Source organism: Candidatus Pelagibacter sp. HIMB1587, assembly GCF_052047775.1.
In the GTDB taxonomy this organism is placed as follows: Bacteria; Pseudomonadota; Alphaproteobacteria; order Pelagibacterales; family Pelagibacteraceae; genus Pelagibacter.
Genome location: NZ_JBNAJJ010000002.1, coordinates 109,632 through 123,669, shown reverse-complemented (window position 1 = coordinate 123,669; position 14,038 = coordinate 109,632). Strand labels below are relative to the sequence as shown.

The following is a 14,038-nucleotide window of genomic DNA, read 5'->3' as shown; positions in this document are numbered from 1 at the left end:
AATGAAGTTTTTTGAAACTTCAAAACACAATTCATTCAAAAAATCTACTTATATTACCTTAAGATGGATTGGTATAATTGGACAGTTAATTGCAGTCAATTTTGTATACTTTGTTTTAGATTTTAAATTTGATTTTATAACTTCTAATTTAGTTATATTGGTTGGTATCATAAGTAATTTTTATTTAATTTTTATTTACAGAAAAACTCAATTATCAGATAGATCAGCTTTTATTTTTTTAGTAATTGATATTTTGCAATTAGCTATTTTACTTTACTTGTCAGGAGGAATTCTTAATCCATTTGTTATTTTTATAATTATTCCAAGTGTATTTTCATCGTCTAATTTAAGTTTTAGAACAAATACTTTGCTTGTATTGTTAACAGCTTTCTCAATTATTTTTTTAACTTTTTATTCAAAAGAATTACCCTCTCCACTTAACGATCATTTTCATGTAAGCCCTTATTATTATTATTCTATTCCAATTGCTTTGATTGTTGCTCTTGTTTTTTTAAATTATTTTGCAATGACATTTGGAACTCAATCTAGGTTAAGAAAAGAAGCTCTTACGAAAATGGAAGAAGTAATGGCCAAAGAACATGAACTATTGTCCTTAGGTGGTCAAGCTGCTGCAGCTGCTCATTCGTTAGGAACACCTCTTTCAACCATAAAAATAATCACCCAAGAATTACTAAAACAATTTGAGGGTAATAAAGACCTAGAAAAAGATATTAATTTATTATCTAGTCAGGTTGAAAGATGTAATGAAATATTAAAAAAATTAACATTAAATCCAGATGAAGAAGATCAATTCATTGATAAGGATATTTCAATTAGAGATTATTTAAATGAAATTTTAAATTCATTTAAAGAAATAAGTACAAAGAACTTTATCTTTAATTTTGATCAAGACTCTAACTCCAAAAAAATAGTTAAATCCATAGAAATTGTCTATGGACTACGAAATTTCCTTGGTAATGCTAATAAATTTTCTGATGAAAATATTTTCATAAATTTAAAGAGTGATAGTGAAATTACCGAGATAAGTATTGAGGATGATGGTCCAGGCTATCCAAAAGATATTTTATCAAAAATAGGAGAACCGTATTTAAAATCAAATAATCCTCAAGATAAATCAAAAACAGGTCTTGGTCTAGGTTTGTTTATAGGAAAAACATTGTTAGAAAAAAATTTTGCCAATGTGATTTGTAGAAACTCCAAAACAAGATCTGGTGCTGAAGTGATAATTAAATGGAGAAATGCAGATTTATTTAATATTTAATGAAATTTTTTCTTTGTTTCGAACAAAGAGCTAAGTTGAGATATCATTACATCTCCTAACTCATTTACATCAGTAATTTTTATAGCTCTGTTGTAATACCTCGAAACATCGTGGCCAATACCAATAGCTAAAATTTCAATATCAGATTTATTCTCAATAAATTTAACCATCTTCTTCAAATGTTTTTCTAAAAAATCTCCTGAATTTACTGAAAGTGTTGAGTCATCAACTGGAGCTCCATCAGAAATTACCATTAAAATTTTTCTTTCTTCTTTTCTCTTTTTAATACGGTTGTATGCCCAAGATATTGCTTCTCCATCAATATTTTCTTTTAACAAACCCTCTTTTAACATCAGGCCTAAATTATTTTTTGCCTGTCTCCAATGTGTATCAGCACCTTTATAAATTATATGTCTTAGGTCGTTAAGTCTCCCAGGTGTCTTTGGTTTTGAATTTTTAGTCCAAAATTCTCTACTCTGTCCACCTTTCCAGTTTTTTGTAGTAAATCCTAAAATCTCTACTTTGACCGAACATCTTTCGAGTGTCCTTGACAAAATATCTGCACAAATAGCAGCAATCGTTATTGGTCTTCCTCTCATAGACCCAGAATTATCAATAAGTAAAGTTACAACTGTGTCTTTAAAGTCTAGATCTTTTTCTTTTTTAAATGACAAAGAGTTATATGGATCCATTATTATTCTTGGCAACTTTGAACTATCAAGTAAGCCTTCTTCTAAATCAAATTCCCAAGCTCTATTTTGTTTTGCTAGTAATTGTCTTTGAAGTTTATTAGCTAACTTGGTAATTACATCTTGGAAACCAATTAACTGCTGATCTAAATTTTTCCTAAGTTTGGTAGCTTCATCTGCATTTTCTAGATTTTCAGCTTTAACAACCTCATCATATTGTGTTGTAAATATTTTGTAATCAAGATTTACATTATCAATTTTTTTTTGAATTACCTGCTCAGAGTTTTGTTCATCAGAATCAACATCAGACAACTGCTCATCCAAATTAAACTCGTCTATACTATAATCAGCATCAACAGAAGCCTCAGTTTGCTGCTCATTATTTTCATCTTTGCTATCTTCATTGTCTTTATTTTGGTCATCATTTGAGGGATTATCTTGACCTTGATCTTGATTTTCTTCCTCTTCTTGATCTTCTTCATCGCTTTGAAAAATATCCATTTCTTCTAATATTTCAGAAAATTTAGAGCTGTATGTATTTTGATTTTCTAAATTATTTAATAAAAACTCTTTATGTTGCTTAATTGATTGCTCAAAATCTTTTTCCCAGAAATTAAGCATTCTAGATGTTAAAGGATTTAGGTCTATATTATGAAAATTTTTAAGCATATATAGCTCAAATGCTTCAGCAACAGGAACGTCTTCTTTTGTTTTAAGCTGATCTTTTCTTTTACGATTAATTATTTGTGAATAGTTTTCAGAAAAATTTTTTTGAATTCCTTTCAACATTTTGCCCCCAAGGGCCTCATATCTAATCTTTTCAGCTATATTATATAAAGATCTAGAAGAAGTGTTAGAAGGCAAATTTTTTCTATAAATTTTTTCATTAGAAAACCTTTTTTTAAGTGCTGTAGAGTCTGTTTCAGCCCTTAATTTTATAAAATCACTTGGACTAGTTAGATCATTTATTTCAAAAGATGAAACATCTTTCATTTTTTTATCTTCAGAAGATTTATTGTTTATATCAATATCGTCTGAGATTACTTTTGCTGTTGAAGATAAAGCAATTCTAAATTTTTCTTTTAAATTTGTTTCTTTATTGCTCATTTAAATTTGAATATTGATCAAAGACTCAGGCAATTCTTCACCAAAACATCTTTGATAATATTCTGCGATTGTATTTTTCTCAATATCATCGCACTTATTTAAAAAGGTTACTCTAAATGCATATCCGGTATCCTTAAAAATTTCAGAATTTTCAGCCCAATGAAGAACTGTTCTTGGACTCATTACAGTTGATATATCTCCAGCAATAAACCCTTTTCTAGTTAATGATGCTACTTTAATCATATTAGCAACTTTTTCTTTTCCCTTAGCATTATTTAAATTTTTATTCTTTGCTAAAACTATATCCATTTCTCTATCTAGGCTTAGATAGTTTAATGTTGTTACAATATTCCATCTATCCATTTGACCCTGGTTAATCTGCTGTGTCCCGTGATAAAGTCCAGTAGTATCACCAAGCCCAACGGTATTAGATGTAGCAAATAACCTGAAATACTTATTTTGACTAATTACTTTGTTTTTATCTAGTAGTGTGAAATTTCCTTCAGCCTCCAACACTCTTTGAATAACGAACATAACATCGGGTCTTCCAGCGTCATACTCGTCAAATACTAAAGCAACTGGATTTTGAATTGACCATGGAAGAATACCCTCATTAAACTGTGTTACTTGTTTTCCATCTTTAAGGACAATTGCATCCTTACCTATTAAATCTATTCTACTTACGTGACTGTCTAAATTTACTCGAATACAAGGCCAGTTTAATCTAGCAGCTATTTGCTCTATGTGTGTTGATTTTCCAGTACCATGATATCCTTGTACCAATACTCTTTTATTGAATGCAAATCCTGAAATGATTGCAAGAGTAGTATCTCTATCAAATTTATAATTTTTATCTATTTCAGGCACATATTCACTTCTTTTTGAAAAGGCATCCACTTCCATTTCGGAATCTATTCCGAAAGATTGTTTTAAAGAAACTTTTATGTCAGGTTGGATGTTAAGATTTGGAGTCAATTTTTTCCCTATAAGTGTTTTTTAGCTGTGTGTAAGCTAAAGTTATCAGTTTTAATTTTTCCTCGTATTTTTTATTTCCGGCATTCATATCAGGGTGAAATTTTTTAACAAGCACTTTGAATTTTTCTTGTATTTTTTGCCACTTTAAACCCACAGATATTCCCAATATTCCAAATGCTTTAATATCTTTATGATCAAATTTAAATTGACGCATATGATTATAGTCTCCATTGAATTTATCTTTATCAAATTCATCTTTTAAAGTTGTGTTCCATAGCACTTTAAAAAAATTATCTGAAGAACTAAAATTTTGAGTGGGTTTATGCCAAGTCATATCTGACTTTAAAAAATTGATTACTTGATTATCACTCATCCCAGAAAAATAATTCCAGTTTTTGTTAAATTCTTTAACATGTTCCAGACAAAGCATTCTATATTTCCTACTATTATCCTTCTCAATTGGCGCTCTGTATTCACCAATTTCATTACAATTATTCCAGTCACAAATATTTTTCATGATATAATATTTACTATATGGATATAAATGAATTAATTGCAATTATAAAAAAAAAATTATCAGATCAAATAAATATTCAAAGTATAGATATAGAAGATAAATCTTTTCTTCATAAAAATCACAAAGGTAATCAGGAAGGCAAATATCATTTAAAATTAAGTATAGTTTCTGATGAGTTAAAAAATATGAACAGAATTGAAAGCAATAAAAAAATTTATAAAATATTAGATAAAGAGTTGAAAGAAACTATTCACTCAATTCAAATTCAATTATCTTAAGTAATCATTAAAAAATTTTTTCAGTCTTTGTTTTGGATATTCAATATTAATTTGTGGAGAGCCAATTTTTTTTAAAAGTACTAAATTAATTTTTTGAGATTTATTTTTTTTATCCTTTGTCATGAAAAATAATATTTTATTTATATCTTTTTTTTTAAAAAATTTATTAACAGATATTGATAGATTTAGATTATTGATATGATTTAATATTAGGTTGTAATCACTTATTTTAAGTATTTTTAAATTTAAACTAAAACTTAATGCTGTCTTTATCCCTAGGATTACTGCTTCACCATGATTTAATTTCTTATTGTAATTTAAGCTTGCTTCATAAGCATGGCCAAATGTATGTCCGAAATTTAAAACTTTTCTTAAATTTTTTTCTTTCTCGTCTTTTTCAACTACATTTTTTTTAATTTTACAGCTTTCATAAATTGCTTTTTCAATAAATGGAGAACTCAGTTTGGTAATTTTATTCACATTCTTATTTAAAAATTTAAAGAAATTTTTATCTCTTATCAGAGAATGTTTTAAAATTTCACCATATCCACAAACAATCTCTCTTTTTGGCAACGATTTAAGAAAATCAACATCTGATATAACTAGGTTCGGTTGATAAAAACTACCAATTAGGTTTTTCCCATAATGTGAATTTATGCCAGTTTTACCACCAATTGAAGAGTCAACTTGGGATAAAAGCGTTGTTGGTATGTTTATAAATTTCATACCTCTTTTAAAAATACTAGATGCAAAACCACTTACATCACCTGTAATGCCCCCACCTATTGATATTATACAGTCATCTCTAGAAAAGTTTTTATTTAATAAAATTTCTAAGATCTTATTAATAATATTAAAGTTTTTATTGGCCTCGCTGGCATTAAAAAAACATATATGTATTTTCTTTTTTTTTAATGAATTTTTTATTTTAGTGATAAATATTTTTGGTACATTTTTATCAACTACAAGAAGACATTGATTGAATGTTAAGGAATTATTCTTAATTATTTTTGATAGGTTGGTAATTAAATTTGATCCAATTATTATTGGATATTTTTGAGTTTTTGTTTCAATTTTTAATTTAATTGGTTTCATAAATTTCTTTAATTTTTCTTACTATTTCATTTTTTGTAAGATTATCACATTTGATTTCATATAAGGCTTTAGAATAAATGTTAGTTCGTTTTTTAATTAAATCAATTAAATCATTATCTGTAGCATTAATTGTTAAAGGTCTTTTTTTGCTATTTTTAATTCTTTCAACTAAAATTTTTTCATTCCAATTTAACCAAAATGAATAATGATTTTTTAATACTTCATTTCTAATATTTTTATTTGCAAAAGCACCTCCCCCAAGAGAGACAACTGTAGAACTAAGTTTTAACTTTTTAAGTGTAGTTTTTTCCTCAATTTTTCTAAAATACTCTTCTCCTTTTGTTTCGAATATTTTTCGAATTGTTGTATTTAAATTTTTCTCTATTTCTTTATCTACATCTACAAAATTTAATTTAAATTTTTTTGCTACTAAAGAGCCTATAGAACTCTTACCAGATCCCATCATACCTAGAAAAACTAGATTTTTTTTTGATTTCATAAGTTTAAATATTGAAAAAACACAAATATGTCTTAATTTGAAATTAACTAAAGTTATATGCAATTCAACAAAAATACAAGTTCAGGTAAAAAAAGTATAATCGGACTAGTTGTTAAATCTATTTTTGGACTAGTAATTGTTCTTGGCGTTGTTTTAATTCTCAATTCAATTGATTTTCCTGCCCCTAAAAAGGAAATTGAAAAAATTATTCCTAATGAAAATTTTAAAATTGTTAAATAAAAAATTCTTTTTTATTTTTTTAAGCTATCTAATTATTTTAAATCCTATTCAAGCAGAAGATAATCCAATTGATATATGGAATCTTGAAAAAAAAGAAAATGAAACTGTTGAGGAAGCAGTTATTATCGAAGGTGAAAATAATAATGATCAAATAAGTGTTTTTGATATGCAGTCAGATAAAAATACTGGCTCGATAGAATTAGATGAAAATTTAATATCAAAAGAAGTCAAAATAGTAGGATTATACGATCCCGCAGAACACGGTTTGACTATTGATATGTGGACGAATTCTGATGGTCAAAAGTTAAAAAATTTATTTAACAGTTTAGAGAAAATTAATCTTTCTAATGATGCATTAGAAATTATGGAAGTCTCATTATTAACTAACGCTCATTATCCTAATCAAAATATTACTGAAAATGAATTTTTAAAATTTAAATCTGATTGGTTAATCAAAAATTCTAATTTAGAACTCATTGAAGAATTTTTGGTTAATAATCAAATTGTAAATTCTCATCCCAAACTAACCAGACACTTATTAGATAACTATTTATCAGATAAAAATATAAAGAAGACTTGTGAATTTTTTACAAAAATTAAAGAACCAGTTGAAGATGAATATTTATCTAAATTAAATTTATATTGTTTAGTAAATTATGGAAAAAATGAAGAAGCCCAATTAATTCTAGATCTTAAAAAAGAGTTAGGTTTTCAAGATGAGTATTTTGAAAATAAAATGAATTACCTGTTTGGTTATATTGAAGAAGCATCCAAAGAAGTCTCTGAAAGTTCAGTATTTGAGTTTCATTTAGCTCATAGAACAAATCCAGAATTTTCATTTGAACCCAATGAAAATACGCCTAAATTAATTTGGAAATATCTATCAAATTCAAATTTACTACCAGATCTAAGTAATGTTGATATAAATGATCAAGATAAAATCTTAATTATTGAGAAAGCTGCAAATTATAAAATTTTCTCAGAAAAAGACTTATTTGAATATTATAAAAAATTTCAATTTAATATTGATCAATTGTTAAGTGCAACTGATACTTACAAGTTGCTGTCTCCGTTAGAAGCCAGAGCATTAATTTATCAAAGAGCACTTTTAACGAGTGAACCAGAATTGAAATTGAAATTTTTACAGTTGTTGAAGCAGTTATTTGAGGATAACAAAATTGGTTTAGCTTTTGATAAAGAGCTCAATAACTTTTTGAATGAAATTGAAGTTGATAATGTTCCTTCAGATTATTTAAGTTTTTATAATAACTATTCAAAAAATCAGAATTCAGAGTTCAAAAAAATTCAATACAACAATAATATTTTACATCAATCTAAGTGGGTAAATTATTTTAGAGGAGATTATTCAAAATCTGAAATACAAGAAGATTTAAAAAAATTTCTTGATAGAATAATTTTTAGTAATGAAACTTTGTCCATTAAAGATATAATTTTTATAGAAAGTCTGAAATCAGATGGAGTAGAAATACCAAGTGAGTATGAAAGTTTGTATTCACAAAAACCTTTTGAATTAGACGAAAATTTAGCTGAGTTGATAGAAGCAAATGAAGTTGGAACAGTTTTATTATCTTTAATTGAGATAATAGGTAATGACAAAATAGAAAATATTGATGAAAAAAGACTTTATTTTATTTCGAATACCTTAAATCAAATAAATGCTGACTTAATTAGAAATAAGCTATTGCTGAAAGTTCTTCCTTTAAAAGTATAAAAATTATAATAACATACAAATTTTATGGCGATAAGAACGATTATTACAGAACCAAACAAATTACTTCGACAAGTATCAAAACCTGTAGAATCCGTTGGAAGTGAAGAGCAAAAATTAATGAAAGATATGCTCGATACAATGTATGATGCTAATGGTATTGGTCTTGCAGCAATTCAGATTGGTATACCAAAAAGAATTATAGTGATGGATATAAGCAAAGATGAAAACAAAAAAGAGCCTAGATACTTTGTAAATCCAGTAATAAAAAATAAAGATCCACTTAAGGCAACTTATGAAGAAGGGTGTTTATCTGTGCCAAATCAATTTGCTGAAATTGATCGACCAAGCAAATGTGAAGTAGAGTATTTAGATTACAATGGAAAGAAACAGTTGCTAAAGGCAGATGGATTACTTGCAACATGTATACAGCATGAAATGGATCATTTGGAAGGGATATTATTCATCGATTATCTCTCAAAACTAAAAAAATCAATGATCATAAAGAAACTTTCAAAATTAAAATCAAATACAGCTGAAGTTTAAAAAATGTCAAAAAAGTTAGTTTTTATGGGTACACCCATGTTTGCTGTACCAATTTTAAAATCTTTATATCAAAATGGATATAATATTTCTTATGTTTATACACAGCCACCTCAAAAATCAAAAAGAGGACAAAAAATTAATAAGTCTCCAATACAAGGTATTTCTGAAACTTTAAATTTGGAATATAGAACGCCGCCAGTTATAAATAATGAAGAGGAGTATAATTTTTTAAATTCTTTAGATGCTGATTTAGCAATAGTTGTTGCTTACGGACAAATCATACCTAAAAAATTTCTAAACCTAACTAAAAAAGGTTTTATAAATATACATGCATCTTTACTGCCTAAATGGAGAGGTGCCGCACCAATTCAAAGGTCAATTATGAATTTAGATCAGGAGACTGGAATAAGTATAATGAGAATTGCTGAAAAATTAGATACAGGACCAGTTTGTAATAATTATAAAATCCAACTTAATGAAAATTTGAATGCGTTAGAAATTAGTGAAAAGCTTTCTAGCTTAGCAGCAGAAAAAATTTTAGATAACGTAGATGATATTTTAGATGGTAAAGCAAATTTTATTGAGCAGGATCATTCGAATGCAACCTATGCATCTAAAATTCAAAAAACTGAAGGTCAAATTAACTGGGATGAAAATGCTGAAAAAATTATTGGTAAGATAAACGGTTTATATCCATCACCAGGAGCATTTTTTATGTTTAATGGAGAAAGATATAAAATTCTAAAAGCTCAAGTTGGAAGAGCTCAAGGAAATCCAGGGTTAGTATTGAGTGATAATCTTGAAATTGCTTGTGGTAATAATCAATCAATAATTATTAAGGAAATTCAGAGGCAAGGGAAAAGACCTCAAAATATTGGTGAATTTATTCAAGGTTCGCAGATAAAAAAAGGCTCAAAAATATAAATGTTTAGATATCAGCTTTTGATAGAATATTTAGGCACAAATTATAAAGGTTGGCAAATTCAAAAAAAAAATAAAACTATTCAAGGAATACTTCAAGACAAAATTAGAAAGTTATTAAAAGAAAATATTACCATAGTTGGATCAGGTAGAACAGATGCTGGTGTTCATGCTATCGAGCAGTCAGCACATTTTGATTTAAAAAATAAATTATTGAACTTAGATAAATTTATTAACTCAATTAATCACTTTTTAAAAAATGAAAATATTACAATTCTTAAAATAAGAAAAAGAACTAGTAACTTTCACTCAAGATTTTCTGCAAAAAAGAGAGTTTATAAATACTTCATTTTAAATAGAACAAGTTCACCTGTGATTGAAAAAAATCAAGTTTGGCATGTAAGAAAAAAATTGGATTTAGATTTGATGAAATTAGGTGCAAAAAAATTAGTTGGTACTAAAGATTTCTCAACATTTAGGGCTTCAAGTTGCAATGCTAAGAGTCCAATTAGAACGATGGATTTTGTAAAATTAAAATCTTTAAATGATAAAATAGAAATTCATTTTAAATCTCAATCTTTTCTTCAACAGCAAGTACGATCTATGGTTGGTTGTTTAAAATATTTAGGTGAAAAGAAATGGGATTTAAAAAAATTTGACAAAGCTCTAAAGTCTAAAAAAAGGTCACTGTGTGCTCCTCCAGCACCACCTACAGGATTATTTTTATCTAGAGTTTTTTATTAGATTTTTTTTATTACTCATGGCAAATTTTTTATTTATTCGCCATCTAGACTCTGCTCTTACAATGTACCCACAACAATTTTTTGACTTACACTTACAGGGAAATTGTTTGTAATTTTCATCATAACCAAAACCATAATCGCAGGTAAATTCTTCACCTTTTTTGATATCTCTAATTGCTTTAACCCAAATTTTTAGACCCTTACCATCATAATCACAATTATTGTCACAAGAATGATTAATTAATCCTGCAGTATTCCATGAAAAATCTCCATCAAGATCATACCTTTTGTTGATAGTAAATAAATAGATTGGTTTACTATTGTCATATTTATCAGACTCTTCAGTTTGTTTTTTTGTAATTAGTTTACCAACGTAATCGATTATCTTTGTACCTTCTTTGATATCTTTAGTAGCATAAAGTCCTCTACCTTTTTTATCGATATCAGATTTTTTAATTTTATATAATTTCATTGAGTTTTATTTAGTTTTTTATTGGGAATTATCAATTAAATTCTATTAAAGCATCAACATGTCTTTGTGTACTATCTTGTAGTGCTTTTAAGTCATATCCACCTTCCAGTATAGATACTACATTACCTCTACAAAATGATTTTGAAATTTCTAAAGTTCTTTTTGTAATTGTATAATAATCTTCAGCATTAAGTTTTAATTGTGCCAAAGGATCATCAATATGAGCATCAAAACCTGCAGAAAATAAAAGAAATTCTGGTTTAAATTCATTTAATTTTTTTAATACCAGTTCATATGCATTTAAATATTCTCTAGCACTTGTTCCAGCTTCAAGTGGAATATTTAAAATATTATTAAATTTTCCAATCTCTTTTTCTGAACCTGAACCTGGATAATATGGAAATTGATGAGTGGAAATATATAAAACTTTTTCATTATTGAAAAAAATATCTTGTGTCCCATTTCCATGGTGGACATCAAAATCAATTATAGCTATTTTTTTATAACCATATTTTTCAATTAAATAATTAGCCCCAACTGCAACATTGTTGTAAATACAAAAACCCATTGCTTTCTCTTTTTCTGCGTGATGGCCTGGAGGTCTTACTGCACAAAAAGCATTTTTGAATTCTTTTTTTTCAACACCGTCTATCGCTGCTATAATTGATCCAACAGCATCTTTTGTTGCTTCTTTACTACCAGGAGAGATAACTGTATCTCCATCTAAGAAATTAAATCCATTTTGAGGGTACGATTGATCGACATGATCAATATACTTAGAAGAGTGAGTTTTTATTAATATTGATTTTTCAAATTTGGAAGGCTTTTTCCAAATTAAATTTTTGTTATCTAATCTTTTAAAGTTATCAATAACAGCTGTAACTCTATCTATTTTTTCAGGATGTCCATCTCCTGTATTGTGATTTTTGTATGTATCAGAAGTAATTAAAGCTGTTTTCACTTAAAATAATTCTTTAAAATATTTGAATAAATTAAAGTTAATTTTTTTAAATCACCTAAAGAAACTGCTTCATCTACTTTATGCATTGTTTTTCCGACCAAACCAAATTCTAAACAGGGAGCAATCTTTCTAATAAATCTTGCATCAGATGTGCCTCCTGTTGTTGAGAGTTCAGGTTTAATTTTTGTAATCTTTTTAATTATATCTTGTATCATATATGTAGTTTGATTTGGTTTAGTAAAAAAAGCTTCACCAGATACACTATATTCAATTTTGTAATTTGACTTATTTTTATTACAAATTTTCTTCAATATTTTATTTATTTTTGTTTTAATTGAATTCGATGAATGTTTGTTATTAAACCTAATGTTAAATGTTGCATTAGCTAAACCTGGAATTACGTTATCGGCAGTATTATCAATATTTATTTTTGTAACTTCTAGGTTTGTTGGCTGAAAATCTTTTGTTCCTTTATCAAATTTAATTTCCTTCAATTCTTTCAATATTTGAACAAGAGTAGTTGATGGATTGTTAGCTCTATGAGGATAAGCAACATGACCTTGAACACCTATAATTGAAAGTCTGCCGGTCATACTTCCCCTTCGACCAATTTTAATCATTTCTCCCAATTTATTTGGATTAGTTGGTTCTCCAACTAAACAAAAATTAATTTTCTCTTTTCTTTTTTTTAAGTATTCAACAACTTTTTTTGTACCGTTAATAGCAATTCCTTCTTCATCACCTGTAATTAGTAAGCTTATAGAGCCATTAAATTCTTTGTTATTTTTAACAAAAATGCTGACAGCAGAAACAAAAGCTGCAATAGAGCTTTTCATGTCATTTGCTCCTCTTCCAATTAAATGTCCTTTTTTAATTGAGGGTCTGAAAGGATTTACTGTCCAATCTTTTAAGTTTCCAGCAGGTACAACATCTAAGTGACCAGCGTAGCAAAAATTTGGACCTTTGTTTCCAAGTCTCGCATAAAGATTTTTTACTGGTTTAGTGTTTTTTTCTTTAAACTCTAATATTTTAGTTTTGAAACCAACTTTTCTTAATTGTTTTTCTAAGAATTTCATTACTCCAGCATCTATTGGTGTTATAGACGGGTAACGAATTAGCTCTTTGGCTAATTGTAATTCATTAATGGTTTGCATTTTAATCTCTTAAAAGATCGTTTACTGATGTTTTAGATCTTGTTTTTTCATCAACTTGTTTGATGATCACTGCACAATATAACGAGGGTGCAGCAGGATTATTTTTGTCTGGTAATGATCCAGGAACAACGACTGAGTATGGAGGTATTTTACCGTGAGTTACTTCACCAGTTTTTCTATTAACGATTTTAGTTGATTGTCCAATATACATACCCATACTTAACACTGAACCTTCACCAACTATTACCCCTTCCACAACTTCTGACATAGCACCTACAAAAACATTATCTTCAATAATAGTCGGAAGCGCTTGTGCTGGTTCTAAAACTCCACCAATACCAGTTCCTGCTGAAATATGACAATTTTTTCCTATCTGACAGCAACTACCTGCACGACTAAATGTATCCATCATTGTTCCTTCATCTATGTAAGCACCAATATTTACATAACTTGGCATTAGAACAACATTTTTAGCAACATATGATCCTTTTCTCATTGCAGTATTTGGTACCATTCTAAAACCTGCTTTTTCAAAATCAGCGTTTGACCATCCGGCTGTTTTTCCTTTTAACAAATGAGCTTTATCTCTCCAAGCTGAGTAGGGACCATCTAAAGTTTCCATTCCATGAATTCTAAAACTTAGCATAATTGCTTTTTTTAGGTGTTGATGAGTTACCCATTCACCATCAATTTTTTCAGCAACTCTAGATTTACCACTATCTAGATCTTCTATTACTTGATTAATAGTATCTTTTAATTTTTGATCTGAATTTTGATTAACTTGATCTTTGTTTTCCCAAGCTTCATTTATAATGTTTTCTATACTCATA

Annotated in this window: 16 protein-coding genes; 7 read left to right on the top strand and 9 right to left on the bottom strand. The window is 27.7% G+C overall.

The window, feature by feature from the left end; genetic code table 11:
* Position 1 precedes the first annotated feature (1 nt).
* Positions 2-1,282 carry an ActS/PrrB/RegB family redox-sensitive histidine kinase gene (locus ACTTBE_RS05165; protein WP_440677458.1) on the top strand — a complete coding sequence of 427 codons (1,281 nt, stop codon included), beginning with the start codon at positions 2-4 and terminating at the stop codon, positions 1,280-1,282.
* Here ACTTBE_RS05165 and ACTTBE_RS05160 read toward each other — a convergent pair.
* From ACTTBE_RS05160 to ACTTBE_RS05150, 3 genes are read right to left on the bottom strand one after another with little or no spacing between them, the layout of a single operon-like run.
* A complete protein-coding gene (locus ACTTBE_RS05160; RefSeq protein ID WP_440677457.1) occupies positions 1,279-3,078 on the bottom strand; it encodes a cobaltochelatase CobT-related protein in 1,800 nt (599 codons plus the stop codon). The two genes, ACTTBE_RS05165 and ACTTBE_RS05160, sit on opposite strands and share 4 nt — an antisense overlap.
* Entirely contained in the window at positions 3,079-4,053 is a 975-nt protein-coding gene (gene cobS, locus ACTTBE_RS05155; RefSeq protein WP_440650635.1) for a cobaltochelatase subunit CobS, read from the bottom strand.
* Positions 4,037-4,570 (bottom strand): J domain-containing protein, encoded by a 534-nt coding sequence (locus tag ACTTBE_RS05150; RefSeq protein WP_428079254.1) that lies wholly within the window; start codon positions 4,568-4,570, stop codon positions 4,037-4,039. The genes cobS and ACTTBE_RS05150 overlap by 17 nt, the downstream gene beginning before the upstream one ends.
* 17 nt (positions 4,571-4,587) lie before the next feature.
* Between ACTTBE_RS05150 and ACTTBE_RS05145 the strand changes: the two genes are divergently transcribed.
* Entirely contained in the window at positions 4,588-4,848 is a 261-nt protein-coding gene (locus ACTTBE_RS05145; protein WP_440677456.1) for a BolA family protein, read from the top strand.
* On the opposite strand, the gene aroB is transcribed toward ACTTBE_RS05145, so the two are convergent.
* Positions 4,840-5,943: a 3-dehydroquinate synthase gene (gene aroB, locus ACTTBE_RS05140; RefSeq protein WP_440677455.1), complete on the bottom strand. Its 1,104-nt coding sequence runs from the start codon at positions 5,941-5,943 to the stop codon at positions 4,840-4,842. The two genes, ACTTBE_RS05145 and aroB, sit on opposite strands and share 9 nt — an antisense overlap.
* Positions 5,930-6,442: a shikimate kinase gene (locus ACTTBE_RS05135; protein ID WP_440677454.1), complete on the bottom strand. Its 513-nt coding sequence runs from the start codon at positions 6,440-6,442 to the stop codon at positions 5,930-5,932. Before ACTTBE_RS05135 ends, aroB begins: the two co-directional genes overlap by 14 nt.
* A 57-nt stretch (positions 6,443-6,499) precedes the next feature.
* Between ACTTBE_RS05135 and ACTTBE_RS05130 the strand changes: the two genes are divergently transcribed.
* Genes ACTTBE_RS05130 through truA form a run of 5 tightly spaced genes read left to right on the top strand, consistent with a single transcriptional unit; the run spans position 6,500 to position 10,622 of the window.
* Positions 6,500-6,682 (top strand): hypothetical protein, encoded by a 183-nt coding sequence (locus tag ACTTBE_RS05130; protein ID WP_075505937.1) that lies wholly within the window; start codon positions 6,500-6,502, stop codon positions 6,680-6,682.
* On the top strand, positions 6,657-8,414 hold the full coding sequence (locus tag ACTTBE_RS05125; RefSeq protein ID WP_440677453.1) for a hypothetical protein: 1,758 nt from the start codon (positions 6,657-6,659) through the stop codon (positions 8,412-8,414). The genes ACTTBE_RS05130 and ACTTBE_RS05125 overlap by 26 nt, the downstream gene beginning before the upstream one ends.
* A gap of 24 nt (positions 8,415-8,438) precedes the next feature.
* Complete coding sequence (gene def, locus ACTTBE_RS05120) at positions 8,439-8,957, top strand: peptide deformylase (RefSeq protein ID WP_440677452.1); 519 nt, start codon at positions 8,439-8,441, stop codon at positions 8,955-8,957.
* Between the two features lie 3 nt (positions 8,958-8,960).
* Entirely contained in the window at positions 8,961-9,881 is a 921-nt protein-coding gene (gene fmt / locus ACTTBE_RS05115; protein ID WP_440677451.1) for a methionyl-tRNA formyltransferase, read from the top strand.
* A complete protein-coding gene (gene truA / locus ACTTBE_RS05110) occupies positions 9,882-10,622 on the top strand; it encodes a tRNA pseudouridine(38-40) synthase TruA (protein WP_440633280.1) in 741 nt (246 codons plus the stop codon).
* Here the strand turns inward: truA and ACTTBE_RS05105 are convergent.
* Genes ACTTBE_RS05105 through dapD form a run of 4 tightly spaced genes read right to left on the bottom strand, consistent with a single transcriptional unit; the run spans position 10,602 to position 14,037 of the window.
* Positions 10,602-11,093, bottom strand: coding sequence for an SET domain-containing protein (locus ACTTBE_RS05105; protein WP_440633281.1), 492 nt, complete (start codon positions 11,091-11,093; stop codon positions 10,602-10,604). The genes truA and ACTTBE_RS05105 overlap by 21 nt on opposite strands.
* Positions 11,094-11,124: 31 nt before the next feature.
* Complete coding sequence (locus ACTTBE_RS05100; RefSeq protein WP_440677450.1) at positions 11,125-12,054, bottom strand: histone deacetylase family protein; 930 nt, start codon at positions 12,052-12,054, stop codon at positions 11,125-11,127.
* Positions 12,051-13,208 carry a succinyl-diaminopimelate desuccinylase gene (gene dapE, locus ACTTBE_RS05095; protein ID WP_440677449.1) on the bottom strand — a complete coding sequence of 386 codons (1,158 nt, stop codon included), beginning with the start codon at positions 13,206-13,208 and terminating at the stop codon, positions 12,051-12,053. The genes ACTTBE_RS05100 and dapE overlap by 4 nt, the downstream gene beginning before the upstream one ends.
* A 1-nt stretch (position 13,209) precedes the next feature.
* Positions 13,210-14,037, bottom strand: a complete 828-nt coding sequence (gene dapD, locus ACTTBE_RS05090) for a 2,3,4,5-tetrahydropyridine-2,6-dicarboxylate N-succinyltransferase (protein WP_440619350.1) — start codon at positions 14,035-14,037, stop codon at positions 13,210-13,212.
* Between the last annotated feature and the right edge of the window lies 1 nt (position 14,038).

Excerpts from the sequence above, each read along its gene's own strand:
- ACTTBE_RS05165 (WP_440677458.1), top strand. The coding sequence starts at position 2 with ATGAAGTTTTTTGAAACTTCAAAACACAATTCATTCAAAAAATCTACT.
- ACTTBE_RS05160 (WP_440677457.1), bottom strand. The coding sequence starts at position 3,078 with ATGAGCAATAAAGAAACAAATTTAAAAGAAAAATTTAGAATTGCTTTA.
- ACTTBE_RS05150 (WP_428079254.1), bottom strand. The coding sequence starts at position 4,570 with ATGAAAAATATTTGTGACTGGAATAATTGTAATGAAATTGGTGAATAC.
- ACTTBE_RS05145 (WP_440677456.1), top strand. The coding sequence starts at position 4,588 with ATGGATATAAATGAATTAATTGCAATTATAAAAAAAAAATTATCAGAT.
- aroB (WP_440677455.1), bottom strand. The coding sequence starts at position 5,943 with ATGAAACCAATTAAATTAAAAATTGAAACAAAAACTCAAAAATATCCA.
- ACTTBE_RS05135 (WP_440677454.1), bottom strand. The coding sequence starts at position 6,442 with ATGAAATCAAAAAAAAATCTAGTTTTTCTAGGTATGATGGGATCTGGT.
- ACTTBE_RS05130 (WP_075505937.1), top strand. The coding sequence starts at position 6,500 with ATGCAATTCAACAAAAATACAAGTTCAGGTAAAAAAAGTATAATCGGA.
- ACTTBE_RS05125 (WP_440677453.1), top strand. The coding sequence starts at position 6,657 with ATGAAAATTTTAAAATTGTTAAATAAAAAATTCTTTTTTATTTTTTTA.
- def (WP_440677452.1), top strand. The coding sequence starts at position 8,439 with ATGGCGATAAGAACGATTATTACAGAACCAAACAAATTACTTCGACAA.
- fmt (WP_440677451.1), top strand. The coding sequence starts at position 8,961 with ATGTCAAAAAAGTTAGTTTTTATGGGTACACCCATGTTTGCTGTACCA.
- truA (WP_440633280.1), top strand. The coding sequence starts at position 9,882 with ATGTTTAGATATCAGCTTTTGATAGAATATTTAGGCACAAATTATAAA.
- ACTTBE_RS05105 (WP_440633281.1), bottom strand. The coding sequence starts at position 11,093 with ATGAAATTATATAAAATTAAAAAATCTGATATCGATAAAAAAGGTAGA.
- dapE (WP_440677449.1), bottom strand. The coding sequence starts at position 13,208 with ATGCAAACCATTAATGAATTACAATTAGCCAAAGAGCTAATTCGTTAC.
- dapD (WP_440619350.1), bottom strand. The coding sequence starts at position 14,037 with ATGAGTATAGAAAACATTATAAATGAAGCTTGGGAAAACAAAGATCAA.